At 54.4% G+C, this 16,010-nt stretch carries 17 protein-coding genes; 1 reads left to right on the top strand and 16 read right to left on the bottom strand.

Features of this window, described 5'->3' with window-relative positions:
- Window positions 1-6: 6 nt before the first annotated feature.
- From B5G37_RS04670 to cdaA, 15 genes are all read right to left on the bottom strand, one after another.
- Entirely contained in the window at window positions 7-744 is a 738-nt protein-coding gene (locus tag B5G37_RS04670; protein ID WP_087254641.1) for a Stp1/IreP family PP2C-type Ser/Thr phosphatase, read from the bottom strand.
- Window positions 741-1,793, bottom strand: coding sequence for a 23S rRNA (adenine(2503)-C(2))-methyltransferase RlmN (rlmN, locus tag B5G37_RS04665; RefSeq protein WP_087254638.1), 1,053 nt, complete (start codon window positions 1,791-1,793; stop codon window positions 741-743). The genes B5G37_RS04670 and rlmN overlap by 4 nt, the downstream gene beginning before the upstream one ends.
- A 3-nt stretch (window positions 1,794-1,796) precedes the next feature.
- Window positions 1,797-3,122 carry a 16S rRNA (cytosine(967)-C(5))-methyltransferase RsmB gene (rsmB, locus tag B5G37_RS04660; RefSeq protein WP_087254634.1) on the bottom strand — a complete coding sequence of 442 codons (1,326 nt, stop codon included), beginning with the start codon at window positions 3,120-3,122 and terminating at the stop codon, window positions 1,797-1,799.
- Between the two features lie 13 nt (window positions 3,123-3,135).
- On the bottom strand, window positions 3,136-4,065 hold the full coding sequence (gene fmt / locus B5G37_RS04655) for a methionyl-tRNA formyltransferase (protein WP_087254631.1): 930 nt from the start codon (window positions 4,063-4,065) through the stop codon (window positions 3,136-3,138).
- Window positions 4,062-4,550 carry a peptide deformylase gene (def, locus tag B5G37_RS04650; RefSeq protein WP_087254628.1) on the bottom strand — a complete coding sequence of 163 codons (489 nt, stop codon included), beginning with the start codon at window positions 4,548-4,550 and terminating at the stop codon, window positions 4,062-4,064. The genes fmt and def overlap by 4 nt, the downstream gene beginning before the upstream one ends.
- 23 nt (window positions 4,551-4,573) lie before the next feature.
- Window positions 4,574-7,048, bottom strand: a complete 2,475-nt coding sequence (gene priA, locus B5G37_RS04645; RefSeq protein WP_087254625.1) for a primosomal protein N' — start codon at window positions 7,046-7,048, stop codon at window positions 4,574-4,576.
- Window positions 7,049-7,132: 84 nt separating this feature from the next.
- Window positions 7,133-7,333 carry a DNA-directed RNA polymerase subunit omega gene (gene rpoZ, locus B5G37_RS04640; protein ID WP_087254622.1) on the bottom strand — a complete coding sequence of 67 codons (201 nt, stop codon included), beginning with the start codon at window positions 7,331-7,333 and terminating at the stop codon, window positions 7,133-7,135.
- Window positions 7,334-7,360: 27 nt separating this feature from the next.
- A complete protein-coding gene (gene gmk, locus B5G37_RS04635) occupies window positions 7,361-7,984 on the bottom strand; it encodes a guanylate kinase (RefSeq protein WP_087254620.1) in 624 nt (207 codons plus the stop codon).
- Window positions 7,981-8,250 (bottom strand): DUF370 domain-containing protein, encoded by a 270-nt coding sequence (locus B5G37_RS04630; protein ID WP_087254617.1) that lies wholly within the window; start codon window positions 8,248-8,250, stop codon window positions 7,981-7,983. The genes gmk and B5G37_RS04630 overlap by 4 nt, the downstream gene beginning before the upstream one ends.
- 36 nt (window positions 8,251-8,286) lie before the next feature.
- Window positions 8,287-9,174 (bottom strand): YicC/YloC family endoribonuclease, encoded by an 888-nt coding sequence (locus tag B5G37_RS04625; protein ID WP_087254614.1) that lies wholly within the window; start codon window positions 9,172-9,174, stop codon window positions 8,287-8,289.
- A gap of 7 nt (window positions 9,175-9,181) precedes the next feature.
- Complete coding sequence (locus tag B5G37_RS04620; protein WP_087254611.1) at window positions 9,182-9,712, bottom strand: hypothetical protein; 531 nt, start codon at window positions 9,710-9,712, stop codon at window positions 9,182-9,184.
- A 1-nt stretch (window position 9,713) separates the two neighbouring features.
- A complete protein-coding gene (locus B5G37_RS04615) occupies window positions 9,714-10,319 on the bottom strand; it encodes a J domain-containing protein (RefSeq protein ID WP_087254609.1) in 606 nt (201 codons plus the stop codon).
- Window positions 10,303-11,193 carry a DUF5685 family protein gene (locus B5G37_RS04610; protein WP_087254607.1) on the bottom strand — a complete coding sequence of 297 codons (891 nt, stop codon included), beginning with the start codon at window positions 11,191-11,193 and terminating at the stop codon, window positions 10,303-10,305. The genes B5G37_RS04615 and B5G37_RS04610 overlap by 17 nt, the downstream gene beginning before the upstream one ends.
- A 3-nt stretch (window positions 11,194-11,196) precedes the next feature.
- The gene (locus B5G37_RS04605) at window positions 11,197-12,462 is read right to left on the bottom strand and encodes a hypothetical protein (protein ID WP_087254604.1); all 1,266 of its coding nucleotides are present in this window, start codon (window positions 12,460-12,462) and stop codon (window positions 11,197-11,199) included.
- Window positions 12,437-13,330 carry a diadenylate cyclase CdaA gene (gene cdaA / locus B5G37_RS04600; RefSeq protein WP_087254600.1) on the bottom strand — a complete coding sequence of 298 codons (894 nt, stop codon included), beginning with the start codon at window positions 13,328-13,330 and terminating at the stop codon, window positions 12,437-12,439. Before cdaA ends, B5G37_RS04605 begins: the two co-directional genes overlap by 26 nt.
- Window positions 13,331-13,534: 204 nt before the next feature.
- Here cdaA and B5G37_RS04595 point away from each other — a divergent pair, with 204 nt between their 5' ends.
- Window positions 13,535-14,677, top strand: coding sequence for an amidohydrolase (locus B5G37_RS04595; protein ID WP_242962759.1), 1,143 nt, complete (start codon window positions 13,535-13,537; stop codon window positions 14,675-14,677).
- Between the two features lie 48 nt (window positions 14,678-14,725).
- On the opposite strand, the gene glyA is transcribed toward B5G37_RS04595, so the two are convergent.
- Window positions 14,726-15,976, bottom strand: coding sequence for a serine hydroxymethyltransferase (gene glyA / locus B5G37_RS04590; protein ID WP_087254593.1), 1,251 nt, complete (start codon window positions 15,974-15,976; stop codon window positions 14,726-14,728).
- Window positions 15,977-16,010: the final 34 nt, after the last annotated feature.

The following is a 16,010-nucleotide window of genomic DNA, read 5'->3' as shown; positions in this document are numbered from 1 at the left end:
CGTGGTTCACAGCTGTGCCATCACGATGGTCACATTGTCTGGAGCGCCATGTTCCAACGTCATACGCATCATGTTTCGGCAGCGCTCCTCCAACGGCAGTGTTTCCTGCGCCAGCTGCAACAACGTCTCATCGGTCAACACATTGGACAGGCCATCGCTACACAGCAACAGTCCATCACCTGGCTGCAATGCCACGTGGTAGCAATCTGACAGCACATCACGATCCACGCCAAGCGCACGGGTAATCAAATTCTTTTTGGGGTGGTTGCGTGCCTCTTGAGGGGAGATATCGCCACGATTGACCAGCAGTTGCACCAGAGAATGGTCGTTGGTTACCTGGTCAATGGCATCGTCGTGGATGTGGTAGCAGCGGCTGTCCCCTACGTTTACCACATAGGCATCCTGCCCCACCAACAGCGCGGCAACCAGTGTGGTTCCCATGCCGCGATACTCCTCCTCGGAGCGGGAGAGCTGGTGCACTTGAGTGTTGGCGTGAAGGCATGCATCCCGAAGCACTTGGGCGCAGCAGCGCTCCCCTTGGGGGACTTCTTCTCGGCACAGTTCTTCCACAGCCGCAGCGAAGGTTTCCACTGCCACTGCGCTGGCCACATTCCCAGCCCGTGCACCACCCATGCCGTCACACACTACAGCGACAGCCACATCTTCTCTCAGCTGGCGGACGGTATAACTGTCCTGGTTCTCACTCCGAACCTCGCCAATATCCGTCATTCCAAATATATTCATATGGCTTCGTCCTTTCCTGGATGGAGCTGATCCTGTATCATCTGCTTTCGGCGCAGCTGACCGCAGGATGCGTCGATATCGCCGCCCAGTTTCCGGCGCACAGTGGCTGTAACGCCCTGTGCCTCCAGGCGCTTTTGGAATTGCCGCACCCGTCGGCTGGGCTTCAACGGCGATTCCTCTACGTGGTTGAGGGGAATTAGATTGACATGTCCAGGCTGGCCTTTTAACAGATGAACCAGCAAATCTGCTTGGGCATCACTGTCGTTGACGCCGTCAATCATGGCGTACTCATAGGAGATGCGCCGACCGGTTTTCTCAAAGTAACGACGGCAGGTCTCCATAAGCAGATCCACACCCACAGCCCGGTTGACTGGCATCAGGCGGGAGCGGGTTTCGTCGTCCGGAGCATGGAGGGAAACGCTTAAAGTTAATTGTAACTCCAACTGGGCCAATTTGTCAATTTTCTTTACCAGACCACAGGTGGACAGGGAGATGTGACGCATACCAATGTTTACCCCATCCGGGTGGTTGACCAGTTGGAGAAACTGGGTGACGTTGTCAAAGTTGTCCAGAGGCTCCCCGATTCCCATCATGACAATGTTGGAAATCTCGGTTCCACTGTCCAGCTGAGTAAAAATAATCTGGTCGAGAATTTCGCTGGGCTGCAAATCACGCACTTTTCCTCCCAATGTAGAGGCGCAAAACTTACATCCCATGTTGCACCCCACCTGGCAGGAGACACACACAGTGTTTCCGTGCTGGTAACGCATGAGAACGGTTTCCACGCAGTTGCCATCCCGCAGCCGCCACAGATACTTGATGGTCCCATCCAGCGCCGATTGCTGTTTGCGCTCCACCATGGGAACTGTAATGTAACTTTGAGCTTGAAGAGTCTCCCGCAAGCTCTTGGGCAGATTGGTCATCTCATCAAAGGAGGTTACGCCACGGTGAAGCCACTGAAAGATCTGCTTGGCACGGAAGCTGGGTTGGCCCAACTCTTTGAGCCATGAGCCCAATTCCTCTGGCAGCATGGATTTGATGTCAATCACAGTTTACGCCTCCTTTTTGCGCAGCCGGGCCACAAAGAACCCATCGGTATGATGAATATGAGGCCAGAAGGTCATCATACCTTCCTGGCGGCCCCAATGAGGCAGGTCAAATGCCTCCAAAGTAAATTCGGGGTGACGCTTCAAAAACCAAGTCACCACATCTTGGTTTTCCTTTGCTCTCAGGGTACACGTGGCGTAGATCATCACGCCACCGGGGCGAACATAGGCAGCACAGTTGTCTACAATCTCCTTCTGTACCTTGGGAAGGCCGTCCAACGGTTTGGGGTCTTTATACCGAATATCCGGCTTCTTTCGGATGATGCCCAGCCCAGAGCAGGGTACATCCACCAAAACCGTATCAAAACCTTCCACCCAATCCTGCCTGCGCTGAGCGGCGCTTTGCAGCTGTGCCTCCAAAATGGTCAAGCCCAGTCGGTTGGCTCCCGCTTGCAGCAGTTTGATTTTGTGGACATGGATGTCACAGGAGATGATCTCACCCTGATTGTTCATATCCACCCCGGCGGCAAAGGATTTCCCACCTGGGGCCGCACAGCAATCCAACACCCGCTGACCGGGTTGGATTTGAGCGGCGGTGACAGCTAGACGTGCCGCCGCATCCTGAATATAGAAGTGGCCCTTCTGATAGCTGCTCAGTCGCTCCAGATCTCCGGTCCCCGCCAGCAACAGGCAACCGGTCAACCAAGGGTGCCGGGTTACCTCTACCCCGTCCTGCTCCAATTCTGCCATGGCCTGCTCCATCGAGCACAGACAGGTATTCACTTGAGCGGTGGTGGGAGGCTGATCATTGTCCGCATTCAGCCATGCCTGCACTCCATCCATACCCAGTTCCTGGGCGAATTCTTCCACCAGCCAACGTGGGTGACTGGTCTGGAGGGACAAGGTTTCCAGGTCATCCCGTCCCTGGGGAAGAGGCAACGGCATATCGCGCAGAATCCCCCGTAGCACACCATTGACCATTCCGGCCGCCCGAGGGTTGCGGCAGTGCTGTTTGGTCAACTGCACCCCTTCGTTGACGGCGGCACTGGGGGGAATCTTATCCATGTAGAGAATCTGATACAGAGAGATACGCAAGATAGACAAAACCTTGGGCTCCAGCTTTTTTAACCCTCCGGTGCAACGCTGCTCCAGATACCAATCCAGCGTCATCCGGGTTTGAAGCACGCCAAAACACAGCCGTGTGGCCAGAGCGGCATCCCGACGGTCTAGGGCACGTTCTTTCAATATCCGTTTCAAATGTCCTTCCGACCATGCCCCTTGGCGATCACAAGCCGTTAAGGTCAGCATTGCCGCTTCTCTGGCAGAACCCATGGGCTCACTCCTCTCAGATCATTTCGTTCTCTTTCAGGGGATGTCCCAACAGGAAGGCGTGGGCCGCCATGGCCTTTTTCCCATCGGGCTGCAGATCCAGAATTTCCAGAACGGTCCCCTGTCCGCAGGCTACCCATAGCCCACGCTTATCAGCCTTGATGCAGGTGCCCGGCGTTTTGGAGGTGGTCTCGTCTACCAACGCCGTGCGTATGATTTTACACCGTACTCCATCCACCATAGCGGTGGCCGCCGGCCAAGGGGTTAGGCCCCGTACCTGGTTGTGCAGTTCCAATGCGGGGCGTCCCCAATCCATGGGGGACAGCTCTCGGGAGAGCATGGGCGCGTAGCAGGACTGGCTGTCGTCTTGAGGAACCGCCACTGCAGTGCCTTGCTCCAGCTGCTCTAAGACTTGAGGGAGTAGATCCGCACCCATCTGAGCCAGTCGGTCATGCAGCTGCTGGGCAGATTCGTTGAGATCAATGGGGGTGGCACTGCTGGCCAACATGTCGCCGGTGTCCAGGCCCTCCGCCATATACATGATGGTGACGCCAGTCTCCTTCTCACCGTTGAGAATAGCCCAGTTGATGGGGGCTGCGCCCCGATACTTGGGCAGCAACGAGGAGTGGACGTTGATGCAGCCCAGTGGGGGCAGCTGCAAAATGTCCACGGGAAGTATCTTACCGTAGGCGGCCACCACAATCAGCTGGGGCTCCAGGGCCTTTAGCTGCTCTAAAGCAGTGCCGTCCCGCAGGGTTGTGGGTTGAAACACGGGAATTCCAACCGACAAGGCATACTCCTTCACAGGAGGTGGAAGCAACTTCATGCCCCGATTTTTGGGTTTGTCCGGCTGGGTAAACACGCCACACACCTGATGTCCGCCCTCTACCAGTTTGCGCAGAGAGGGAACGGCGAAGTCCGGGGTGCCCATAAAGACGATTTTCATGCCTCCTCGTCCTCCATGGCTTCCAGCTCTTCCACGGTGTACAGACGCTGGGTGTGCTCCACAAACAGGTGGCCGTCCAGGTGCTCCAGCTCATGGCAGAAGCAGCGGGCCACAATGCCCTCACCGCTGACCTCAAAGAAATTGCCGTTGCGGTCCTGAGCCCGTACCGTGGCGGTGGCAGGACGGGTCACCACACCGTACTTTCCGGGCACCGACAGACATCCCTCCAGCCCGGTCTGCTCTCCGTCGCTGGCAATCATCTCGGGGTTGACCAGTTCCACCATGTTGTCTTCAGAGTCCATAACCACCACCACACGGCGCAAAATGCCGATCTGAGGGGCAGCCAGACCAACGCCATTGGAATCAATCAGCGTCTCTTTCATATCGTCCAGCAGATCGTGGAGCTTTTGGTCAAACTGCTCCACCGGGCGACAAACTTTCTCCAGTGCAGGATCGCCTTGGGTCAAAATCGTTCTCAGTGACATATATGTCTCCTCCTTGGAAGTAATTAATCTTGCGTATTTTGGTCTGCATAAATACAAACCCGTCGATTGGCCTTATCCGTTTGCGCTTGGCGCACCACGTGGGCTACTAAGGCACGGATTTGCCTGGAATTTTGCGTTTGTAAGGTGATTTGATATCGGTACCGGTTGTTTACCTTCACCACACCCGCAGGAGCAGGGCCTAACAACCGACAGGAAATCGGGGGTGACATGGGCTGGGAGAGAATTTGCTCCAGAACCTTGCGCAGGCGCAGACATACACCCAGCACTTCGTGCTCCTCTTCTCCTGTGACATGAAGCACATAGAAGTCACCAAAGGGCGGATAATCTCGCAACTGACGCATGCGAATCTCCTGCTCGTAGAACCCATCGTAATCCTGAACCGAAGCACATTGAATGACCTCATGCTCCGGGGTAAAGGTCTGGATGATGGCTCGGCCGGGCTTGGCGCCGCGTCCAGCTCGTCCCACCACCTGGGTGAGGAGAGAAAAGGTTCGCTCTCCCCCACGGTAGTCCTCCACGTATAGGGTCTGGTCTGCCGCCACGGCACCCACCAGGGTTACATTTTCAAAATCCAGGCCCTTGGCCACCATTTGGGTGCCAACCAGGACAGGAATTTTCTCCTCTCGAAACTGGGCTAGAAGCTTGCTGTGTCCCTGCGTTCCGGTGACGGTATCAGTATCCATACGAAGCACTTGTGTGTCTGGAAACAGGCAGTGCAGTTCTTCCTCTACCCGTTGGGTTCCGATGCCGGAAAAGCTGAACATTCCACCACATTCAGGACAACTCTGGGGAAGGGGCTGGGAATAGCCGCAGTAGTGGCACATCAGCCGTCCGTTGGCTTTGTGATAAGTCAGGTGTACCGAACACCTGGGACATGTGGGGGACTGCCCACACTCTCCACACAGTACCAAGTTACTGCTGCCTCTCCGGTTGACGAATAGAATGGCCTGTTCACCCCGCTGGATGGTTTCTCGTAACGCCTGTTCCAAGGGGCGACTGATGACCATGTTATGTCCGACTTTCAGTTCCTGCCGCATATCCACCACGGTCACCGCAGGAAGCTGTCGCTCATTGAAGCGATGGTTCAACGTGAAGCAGTGATAGGGGCCGTTGCGGGCGTGGTACATGGTTTCTACCGAAGGGGTGGCAGAGCCCAGCAGCAGCAGCGCACCTTCCTTGGCGCAACGGAACTTGGCCACATCTCTGGCGTGGTATCGGGGGTTTTGTTCCGACTGATAGGTGGGTTCCTGCTCCTCGTCTAACACCAGCAACACCAAATTCTGGACGGGCGCAAACACCGCCGAACGGGTGCCTACCACCACCATGGCTTTCCCGTCCCGCACCCGCTTCCACTCGTCGTACCGCTCTCCGGTGGAGAGACCGCTATGAAGGATTGCTACTTGCTGCCCAAACTGGCAGGTGAACAGCTCCATCAGCTGGGGCGTGAGGGAGATTTCGGGCACCAAAACCATGGCACCCTTTCCCTGCTCCAATGCCATGCGGATCAAACGGATGTATACTTGGGTTTTCCCACTGCCAGTGACCCCATAGAGCAAAGCGGCCGAGGGTTTGGGAGACTGCATCAGTGCCCACAGGCCATCCACAGCCTGCTGCTGTTGCAGATTGAGCACAACTGGGGTGGGAAATGTGGGTTCTGTCTGGGTAGAAACCGGGCGGCGATACACCTCTTGCTTGTGCAATGCCACGAGCCCCTGTTTTTCCAGGGAACGGAGGGTGGACATGGAAGCACCAGTAAAGTAGCACAACTCTTTGGCGGAAACTTCCCCCATCTCCCCCAACACCTTGATCACCTGATACTGGAGTGGGGCCCGCTTTTGACGTCCCTGTACCTGCGCCAAAGCATCGGCTGGCTCTATGGCCAAAGAGACTCGCTGTTCTAGTTTATCTCTGACCCCTGGAATCCCATCCGCCTGCCGGATAATAGCACCGGCCTGTGCAAAGTGGCGCAGAGCGGGCCATGGGTCGGAAGAGCCGAATCCCTGCTGGATCTCTGTCAGTTCAGCAGTACCTCCATGGGCGTATAGAATTTCGACCAGATGGATGAAAGATTTGTGGTCTCCGGCAATGCGATACAGTTCCTCGCGGTCTACACCCGGGGCGATACTCCACTTCTCTTTCAGAGAATACCAGAGGCCAGCAGGCAACATCACCCGAATCGCCTCATAGACAGTGCAAAAGTAGCGTTCCCGCATCCAAAGGGCCAGCTGAATGGCTCTTTGTGTCAGCACAGGTTGTTGATCTAAGACGGTTTGAATGGGCTTCAGGCCTGTGATATCCTCCTGTTGCCCCAATGCCAGTACGATGCCATCGCTGAGCCGGTTCCCACGTCCAAAGGGGACCGCCACACGCACACCCACTTGTACCCGTTCCGCCATCTCCTGGGGAATCTGGTAATCAAAAGGTCGGTCAATGGAGTAAACGGCCGCCGCGACTGCTATTTTTGCTGTTTGTGGCAAGCCGCCACCTCCTCCCTTGTACCACGACAGGGCAAGCAGTGTACAACCGCTTGCCCTGTCTGCCCAGGCGATCCTGTATGAATCTTATTCCTCGGGCTCCTCTACCTTCAGCTCGCCGTTGGCAACCTCACGCACAGCCAGAGTGACAGCCTTATCGTTGAGAGGCACACCAGTCTTTTCTGCCTCGCTGGAAATCTCGCGGGCACGATGTGCCACCACATTTACCAGCATATAACGGCTGGGTACATTCTTCAGCAAGTCTTTCATGGGGGGATACAACAACATAATCTTCAATCCTTTCCTTTCGATGGGTTACTCTTGGGCGCCGATGATGCTATCGGCCAGATGAATTCTCTTTTTCACACGGCATCGCTCTGCTTCCAGAATCGCCAAAATCTCCTGAGCAGCAGAGACCACGTTATCATTGACCACCAGGTAGTCATACTTCACACTCTCTCTGCATTCTGCCCTGGACTTCTCCAGACGCTGAGCAATGACATCAATGCTGTCCGTGTTGCGGTTGCGCAGACGGCGGGACAGTTCCTCCAGAGAGGGGGGGATGATAAAGATCAGCACCGCCTCCGGGCATTTCTCTCGAACCTTTGCCGCACCCTGCACCTCAATGTCCAGCAGCACATCAATTCCCTGCTGTAAGTAATCCTCAATGATTTTCAGAGACGTACCATAATAGTTGCCTACATACTCCGCGTATTCCAGCAGTTCTCCATCCCGGATCATCCGTTCAAATTCTTCCCTCGAAACAAAGTTGTAATTCACTCCGTTCTCTTCTCCCACTCGAGGCTCCCGTGTGGTAAAAGAGACAGAAAAATGAATGTCCCGACGGCTACTGAGCAACTCAGAAATTACAGTGCTCTTTCCGACCCCAGAGGGACCGGAGAGCACAATCAGCTCTCCTCTTGTTTTTTTTCGCATCATTCTTCCTCTCCCATCTGCCCATCTTCCTGTGTCTGTGTGGTGAAGCGCTGCTCCAAGACGTCCGGCGTTAAGGAGGACCACACCACATGGCCACTGTCCATAATCAGCACCGATTTTGTCTTTCGTCCAAAGCTGGCATCAATGAGCATACCACGGTCCCTGGCCTCTTGCCCCAATCGCTTGATGGGAGCAGACTCTGGGCTGACCACGGCAATCACCCTCCGGGCAGACACCACGTTACCAAACCCAATGTTGATTAACTGCATGCCATCACCTCGCTTACCACACAATGCCTGTCAATCTTACTCCAGGTTTTGCACCTGTTCACGGATTTTCTCAATTTCGGCTTTGATATCCACCACCACACGGGCAATTTCAATGTCATTGCATTTGGAGCCAATGGTGTTGGCCTCGCGGTTGAACTCCTGAATGAGAAAGTCCAGCTTGCGCCCCACAGCGCCGCCCTGCTCCAGCATTTCTCGCAACTGGGCAATGTGGCTGCGCAGGCGTACGGTCTCTTCGTCTACTGCCACTTTATCCGCAAAAATAGCGGCTTCGGTGAGAATACGGCTCTCTTCAATCTGAGTGCTTTGCAGAATCTCGTTCATCTTCGCTGTCAGACGTACCCGGTATTCTGCCACAGTCTGGGGAGAACGCTCCTCCACCTTGGAAACCAAATTCTCGATGGTCTCCACGCGGCCCAGAATGTCTTGAGCCAGCCGTTGACCTTCCCGTACCCGCATGGAGTCGAAATCAGTTAGGGCCTGAGCCAGAGCACCCAGCAATCCAGCCTTTACCTGCTCCTGATCCTGCTCTTTTTTCTCCACGGTCAGCACGTCAGGAAAACGGGCCAAATCCGGAGCATAGTAATTGCCCTTCACCCAGTGGCCCCCGCCCAGATTGTACAGGTGTTCCAATGCCTCAATGTAGGATTTGGCCAGAGCCTCATTGACCACTACGGTGGTATCATCCTCTGCCACAGCAGATTGCGTGACAAACACATCTACCTTACCGCGGGAAATAGATGCCTGCACCTGCGCTTTCATGGCATCTTCCGCAAAGATAAAGCTGCGAGGCATCTTAATGCCGCAGTCCAAATAACGGTTATTTACCGACCGTACTTCGATGGTGAAGGTGCCGCCTTCGTAGCTACACTCTCCACGTCCGTATCCGGTCATGCTTTTCACCATGGTTCTATCAGCCCTTTCTCCAGTTTCTTCCCTTTCCCATGCGGGAGAGATAGGCTGCAATCAGCCCGCTAAATCCAAAGTCATACAGTAAAAATACCACATTGCCCAACAGATAAACCAGCCCCAGGTGCAGCTGCTCCAAAGGAAGCCCATCCAGGGCCACAGCCTTGGTCACCCAAACCACAACCGTATAGGATAGGTTAAAAAAGACCAGTTTGCAAACCAGCTCCAAGGGTTTGCGACGTAAGGCCTCTACCTTGGATTTCACCACCGGATACAGGCCGAACATCGCAGCGTACAGAAGCACACAGAATTTATCCGGTACCAGCAACAGTCCCAATACAGACACAGAAGCCCAACACAGGAGTCCAGCGGAGGTTCCGCCTGCGATGACCACACCTGCGCAGGGCACCCCCGCCAAGGCCACCAGGCCAATGGCTCCAGTGGGCGAGATGGCCGAGCCATACAGAAGGATGATGGACGCAGCGCCCAGCAAGGCGGGATAGGTGACATTACGAGCAGATTTGCCTGGTTTCATATCAATTACATCCCCCACACAGACAGTTCAGGCAGAGCATGGTGGTACAGCAGTCCAGGCTGTCACACTGCCCACCGGCCATATTGGTGTTGTAGCTGTATCCGCCCCGCTGCATCATGGAAAAAGCCTGACGGTACTCCATGTTTCCAGGTTCCATTTGACACGCGATCTGATAGTTCTGTCGAGCCTCGTCCAGCCAGCCTCGACGGTACGCAATGCTGCCCATCAAGAAATACCATTCGCCATTCTTGGTGGAAATTCCACGCAGCAGTTGCTCCGCGCCATCCAAATTTCCCATGTTGATATATTGGCGCACCTGGGAAAATGCACCCGACCCGCCGCTGTACTGATTCTGATATCCATAGGACTGAGACGAATATCCGGACTGATATCCACCCCCCTGGTAGCTTCCGCCACTGCTTCGGGACTTGGTGATGGCATCGTAAGCCTCATTGACCTCTTTCATCTTCTCTTCTGCCAAATCCGCCAATGGGTTATTCTGATAGTTGTCCGGGTGATACTTTCGTGCCAGTTCCCGGTAGGCGCGCTTTACTTCCTCATCACTGGCGTTGGGACTGACACCCAACACCTCATACGGATCTCTCATGCGTGTATCTCCCTTTGTGTAACTTTTTTAGTTCTTTCCATCGGCCATCCAGCACAGCACTCTGCACGGCTGGCATGCCAACGCAAAGAATATTTTCTATCACAGACGACCACTCTCCCAGCTCCAGCAATCTGGCCGCATTGGCTGCCAATCGAATGGAGTGGGTGCATGTGGTGGCAACATACTCCCGTTTTTCTTTTGCCTTTCCTTGGAAACGCTGGTACAGCGGATTATATCGCCCGCTTTTTTCGTCCTCCTCCAGGTCATCCCAAGCATCCATCAGGTAAATCCAACGACCCACGTGGTAAAACAGTTGGTATAAAATACGCTCTTGGGTCTCATCTTCCCAATTCTGAGCGGCAGAGGATAAAATACAGGCAAATTGGTGGGCCACTTCGTCCAAACGCTGGGACTTCTCCGCTTCCAGTTGGCCCAAACGTTGCAAGCCATGCCGAACCTGAAGATCAAAGCTGGGACAGCTTTGCGCAGCCCTGTGATAAGCTTTTGCAAACCACCAGCGTATCCATCGGTACGGAAGCCCCGCGAGCCATCCTCGATCCCGCACATCGTCGTCCATCTTGTGCCATGTGAGGATCATGCTCAGATCCGCGGCCTTTTCCATGCCGCTACCGCTCAGGCAAGCTTTTGGCTTGCGTAATGGATGGGCAGGGCAGCGATGGCAGGTACGGGTCTGTTCCGGCTGACAGGTTTGCAGTAAGATTGCCAGAAGCGTCAAGTCATAGTTCAAGGTAAATCTGGCCCAGAACCCATGACGCATACCCATAGCATGACACAGTCCGCAATAGGCAGACTGATACATCTCCTTTTGCTCCTGAGACAGTCGATCCAAAGCGGGTCTGACGTATCCAAACATAACTTAAGCCCTGTACAGGGAAATGACGATCTTATAGTCTCTCCCCACTACATCAATCTGGTCTTTGGTACCTACACTGTCCAGGTATACATTGGCGGTCACCGTATACTGTCCGGCTGCCTGGTTGATATCTTTGAGATCAGCCACCACACGTACATTGTCCCCTGTGACAGCGTCCAATAACTCTTTGCTGCCACGAATTTCTACCTCCAGCATCTGTGTCAAGGCCTTCGCCGCCCATCCACTGGGGGGCGAAATGCAGCTGATGTTGGTGGCCTCCACCTTCTTACTCTGTAGGGAATCATCCAGGTCGATGGTCACTGTGACCTGAGTCACTCCACTGATGTTGCTCAGCTCATCGGTGAGCGCAATGTTAAAGACAATTTCGTCCCCGTCGTGAACGGTGCCCAAGTCAATGGTGCCCAACACGATAGAGCCTTCGGACATAATGGCCTCCACAGCCGTTTTGCTGCCGGCTACAGTAAGCGTATCAAGGCTCATGGTATAATCCACTTGATCCAGGGATACGCCGCCACCCTCCAGGAACTTCACTTCTAGAGGAACTTCGGCGGTGGCAAAAATCGAGAAGGTGGTCTGCACGGTGGCAACAGAACACTCTACATCCAGATTTTCAATCACATCTCCGCTGGCTCCAATGAAGCGATAGGGGAAATCACCATGCACCGTGTCGGTGAGGTTTTCTCCGTCCACCACCACTTCGGCATAGGCCACCTGGTTGACCAAAGATGCTTGGCCACTGATGGTAATCTTGCTGGGGGTAAAGACGAAATCTTCTTGGTCACCAGCCAGATATCCTTCGGCAGTGGTGCCCACAAATTTACCACGAAGCTCAATCTCACGCTGCCGATACTCAGCTACGGTAAAGGTTACATTACCCGTCTCGCCACGGACAAACTGAACCTGACTGGCGCTGACATTGGACGGAAGTTTGACCGTATAGGCCAGGGTGTACTCACCGGCTTTGTTTATGGTGGACACGTCCACCACCAGTTCCACAGAGTCGTCTGTCAGCTGTGCCAATACCGTAGGAGTTGCTTTCACGGTGATGCTGGCTGTAGGCGCTTCGCCGGCAATCATCAATCCACGCCCTGCCAGCTGCTCCTCACCCATAAAGGTGATCGAAATGTTGTTAATGGAGTTGCTGCGCTGGTTTCCATCCATGGAGGTGACGTAGAACCACATGGTTATGGCAATGACTATGGATAATACCACATAGAGCGCCTTACTGTCGAGAATCTTCTTCCCCATCTGGCTTATCCCCCTTAATTGGTTTAAACATGCTAGTCAGCCACGCTGTGCCCACAGGCTTATTTTCCTCCTGCTGCGGCATCAATTCATTGCGCAGCATTTGTTCCAGCGTGGCAGGGGCCAAGTGACGCTTGAGCATCCCGTTGATGGCGACGGAAATAGACCCGGTCTCTTCGGATACCAGAGCCACTACGGCATCGGAGTTTTCGCTGATTCCAATACCTGCCCGGTGACGCATGCCCAGGTCACGGCTGATGTTTACATTGCCGGACATGGGAAGCATACAGCCTGCTCCCACAATCCGTCCGTTTCGTACAATCACAGCGCCATCATGCAGAGGTGCTTTGTTCCAAAACAGGTTCTTCAACAGTTCCGCAGACACCCGGGCGTCCATGGGGGTTCCGGTTTTGAGCACATCATCCAGCATAGTTTTTCGCTCAAACACCATCAGAGCGCCCACCTTGTCCTTAGACATAGAGGTGTACGCCTCCACCGTCTCCCGGATGGCATATTCCAATTCGTCATCAACAGCCTCATGGACAAACATCTCTTTGATTTTCCCGCTGCCCATTTGCTCCAAAAAGCGACGAATTTCCGGCTGAAAAATAATGACCAGGGCAATAAATCCCAACTCCACCGCGTTGTTGAGTACAAAACGAACCACCTGAAGCTGAAGAATATTGGCAATGCCCATGGCAAGGACTATCAGAAGAATTGCTTTGACCACCTGTCCGGAACGACTGCGCCGCACAAAGCAAAAGATGTGATACACCACAAAGGCCACAATGGCCATGTCGATCACGTCGAATATCCCAATGAGCTTTATATATTCGGTTGCCGTGTTGAAAAACTGCTCCACGTATTCCATTTCTTCGCCTCCAACCACCTGGCATCTTTCGATAATACGGCTATCTTACGTATTATAGCTCATAAATCACAAATTGGCAAGCCAACTGTGGTCAAAACTTCATTTCTTCCCAGGGATGGCCAAAACGTACCTTCTCCTCTTCCCTTATGGTTCAGCCTATTGTATAATTTGAGAAATTCCACCATGATCAGGAGGTATCACATCATGTTGATCCAAAACGCACTCATCTTCGATGCCATACACTCACAGCCCTATGTGGGTGACATACTGGTACAGGGCTCTAAAATCCAAGCCATCGGCCCCAATCTCTCCGCTCTCGGGGAAGATGTAATAGACGCCCAGGGACTGCGCCTCTACCCCGGATTTATTGACGCCCACAGCCATTTGGGGTTGGACAACTACGGAATGGGGTTTGAAGGACATGATTATAATGAGATGGGAGACATTGTAGCGGCCCACCTGCGTGGCATCGACAGCTTCAATCCTCTGGAGTTGGGGGTTCGTCGAGCCCTGGAAGGTGGCGTGACCACCGTAGGAACCGGCCCGGGAAGCGCCAATGTACTAGGCGGTACGTTTTTTGCGGTAAAAACCCACGGCAATTGTGTGGACGACATGGTACTTCGGGACCCGGTGGCTATGAAGTGCGCATTCGGCGAAAATCCCAAGCGCTGCTACCAGAACAAAGGTAACTCCGCTCGCATGAGCACGGCCGCTAAACTGCGGGAAATGCTCTTTGCCGCTCAGGACTACATGACTCGAAAAGAAGCGGCCGGGGATGATCCTCTGAAAAAGCCCAAGTACGACATGAAGCTGGAAGCGCTGATCCCCGTGCTGCGTGGCGAGATTCCTCTCAAGGCACACGCCCATCGCGCCGACGATATCTGCACCGCCATCCGCATTGCCAAAGAATTTGGAGTTAAAATGACTTTGGAGCACTGCACAGAGGGGCACCTCATTCCGGATGTGGTGGCCCGTTCCGGCTTCCCCGCTGCGGTAGGCCCCACCCTCACCAACGCCAGTAAAATCGAGCTGGTCAACAAGACCTTTGAAACCCCCGGGGTGCTGGCCCGGGCGGGTGTGCAGGTGAGCATCATCACCGACAACCCCGTCATTCCCCAGTCCTATCTTCCCCTGTGCGCTGGACTGGCCGTGAAAGCGGGCATGGATCCCTTTGAGGCCCTGAAAGCCATCACCATCAACCCTGCCAAACATCTAGGCATCCAAGACCAGGTGGGCTCTTTGGAGCCGGGCAAGGATGCCGATCTGGTTCTGGTGGACGGGGACCCTATGGTAAGCGACAGTCACATCCGCACTGTCTGGGTCAACGGCAAACAGGTGGTTGGTTAAAAGAAAACATGTGCCTGACTGCATCACGCGTCAGGCACATGTTTTCTTTTATCGGTAAATGGGGTGGGCCTGGGTCAACTGCGCTACGCCCTGGCGAATTTCTTCCGCCTTATTTTCGAAGTCTGTGGCCGCCCACGCAATATACTGGGCCACTTGGTCCATGTCGGCGGTGGTAAAGCCACGGCTGGTCACCGCAGGGCTGCCCACTCGAATGCCGCTGGTCTGGAAGGGAGAACGAAGATCTCCAGGCACCTTGTTCTTGTTGACGGTGATGCGAACCTCATCCAAGCGGCGTTCCAACTCCTTGCCGGTAAGCTCGCCCAAGTTGCGCAGATCCACCAGAGCCAGGTGATTGTCGGTGCCGCCGGAAACCAGATTCATGCCTCGGTTCATCAGGCCCTGAGCCAGTGCCTGCGCATTGGCCACCACCTGTTGTTGGTACACCTTGAACTCGGGTTTCAAGGCTTCACCCAAAGCCACCGCTTTGGCGGCAATGATATGCATCAGGGGGCCACCCTGGGCTCCGGGGAAGATGGCGGAGTTGATCTTCTTGGCCAGATCTTCGTCGTTGGTGAGAATCATGCCACCACGGGGTCCCCGCAGTGTTTTGTGAGTGGTGGTGGTCACCACATGGGCATAGGGCACCGGAGAAGGATGCAGCCCCGCAGCCACCAAACCGGCAATGTGGGCCATATCCACCCACAGATAGGCACCTACTTCGTCAGCAATGGCACGGAAGCGGGCAAAATTAATGGTTCTGGGGTAGGCAGAGGCGCCCGCTACGATCATCTTGGGCTTGCACTCCTTGGCCACTCGCTCCAACTGGTCATAGTCGATATAACCAGTCTCCTCGTCCACGCCATAGGCCACAACATTGTAGTATTTGCCAGAGAAATTCACCGGGCTGCCATGGGTCAGGTGGCCGCCATGGTCCAAATTCATGCCCAGAACCGTGTCTCCAGGCTGGCACAGGGCCATATACACCGCATAGTTGGCCTGTGCTCCCGAATGAGGCTGAACATTGGCAAATTTGGCTCCATAGAGCTGGCAGGCCCGCTGAATAGCCAGGGTTTCCACCACGTCCACGCACTGGCAGCCGCCATAATAGCGCTTGCCAGAATATCCTTCGGCGTATTTGTTAGTCAGCACGCTGCCGGCTGCGGCTAACACCGTCTCAGAGACGATATTTTCAGAAGCGATGAGCTCAATGTTATCACACTGTCTCTGATACTCGGCCTGAATGGCAGCGCCTACTTCAGGGTCCATTTTGGATACAAAATCCATATATTCCAAAACCATGGTCGTTCCACCTTCCCTTTTCGGTTGAGATGGT

The organism is Pseudoflavonifractor sp. An85 (assembly GCF_002161235.1).
Lineage (GTDB): Bacteria > Bacillota > Clostridia > Oscillospirales > Oscillospiraceae > Enterenecus.
Note: the sequence above shows the minus strand (reverse complement) of the source record. Positions and strands in the feature narration are given on the sequence as shown.

Excerpts from the sequence above, each read along its gene's own strand:
- fmt (WP_087254631.1), bottom strand. The coding sequence starts at position 4,065 with ATGAAAATCGTCTTTATGGGCACCCCGGACTTCGCCGTTCCCTCTCTG.
- cdaA (WP_087254600.1), bottom strand. The coding sequence starts at position 13,330 with ATGGAATACGTGGAGCAGTTTTTCAACACGGCAACCGAATATATAAAG.
- B5G37_RS04615 (WP_087254609.1), bottom strand. The coding sequence starts at position 10,319 with ATGAGAGATCCGTATGAGGTGTTGGGTGTCAGTCCCAACGCCAGTGAT.
- B5G37_RS04610 (WP_087254607.1), bottom strand. The coding sequence starts at position 11,193 with ATGTTTGGATACGTCAGACCCGCTTTGGATCGACTGTCTCAGGAGCAA.
- rsmB (WP_087254634.1), bottom strand. The coding sequence starts at position 3,122 with ATGGGTTCTGCCAGAGAAGCGGCAATGCTGACCTTAACGGCTTGTGAT.
- def (WP_087254628.1), bottom strand. The coding sequence starts at position 4,550 with ATGTCACTGAGAACGATTTTGACCCAAGGCGATCCTGCACTGGAGAAA.
- B5G37_RS04595 (WP_242962759.1), top strand. The coding sequence starts at position 13,535 with ATGTTGATCCAAAACGCACTCATCTTCGATGCCATACACTCACAGCCC.
- glyA (WP_087254593.1), bottom strand. The coding sequence starts at position 15,976 with ATGGTTTTGGAATATATGGATTTTGTATCCAAAATGGACCCTGAAGTA.
- rpoZ (WP_087254622.1), bottom strand. The coding sequence starts at position 7,333 with ATGTTGTTGTATCCCCCCATGAAAGACTTGCTGAAGAATGTACCCAGC.
- B5G37_RS04620 (WP_087254611.1), bottom strand. The coding sequence starts at position 9,712 with ATGAAACCAGGCAAATCTGCTCGTAATGTCACCTATCCCGCCTTGCTG.
- B5G37_RS04670 (WP_087254641.1), bottom strand. The coding sequence starts at position 744 with ATGAATATATTTGGAATGACGGATATTGGCGAGGTTCGGAGTGAGAAC.
- B5G37_RS04625 (WP_087254614.1), bottom strand. The coding sequence starts at position 9,174 with ATGGTGAAAAGCATGACCGGATACGGACGTGGAGAGTGTAGCTACGAA.
- B5G37_RS04605 (WP_087254604.1), bottom strand. The coding sequence starts at position 12,462 with ATGGGGAAGAAGATTCTCGACAGTAAGGCGCTCTATGTGGTATTATCC.
- B5G37_RS04630 (WP_087254617.1), bottom strand. The coding sequence starts at position 8,250 with ATGCAGTTAATCAACATTGGGTTTGGTAACGTGGTGTCTGCCCGGAGG.
- gmk (WP_087254620.1), bottom strand. The coding sequence starts at position 7,984 with ATGATGCGAAAAAAAACAAGAGGAGAGCTGATTGTGCTCTCCGGTCCC.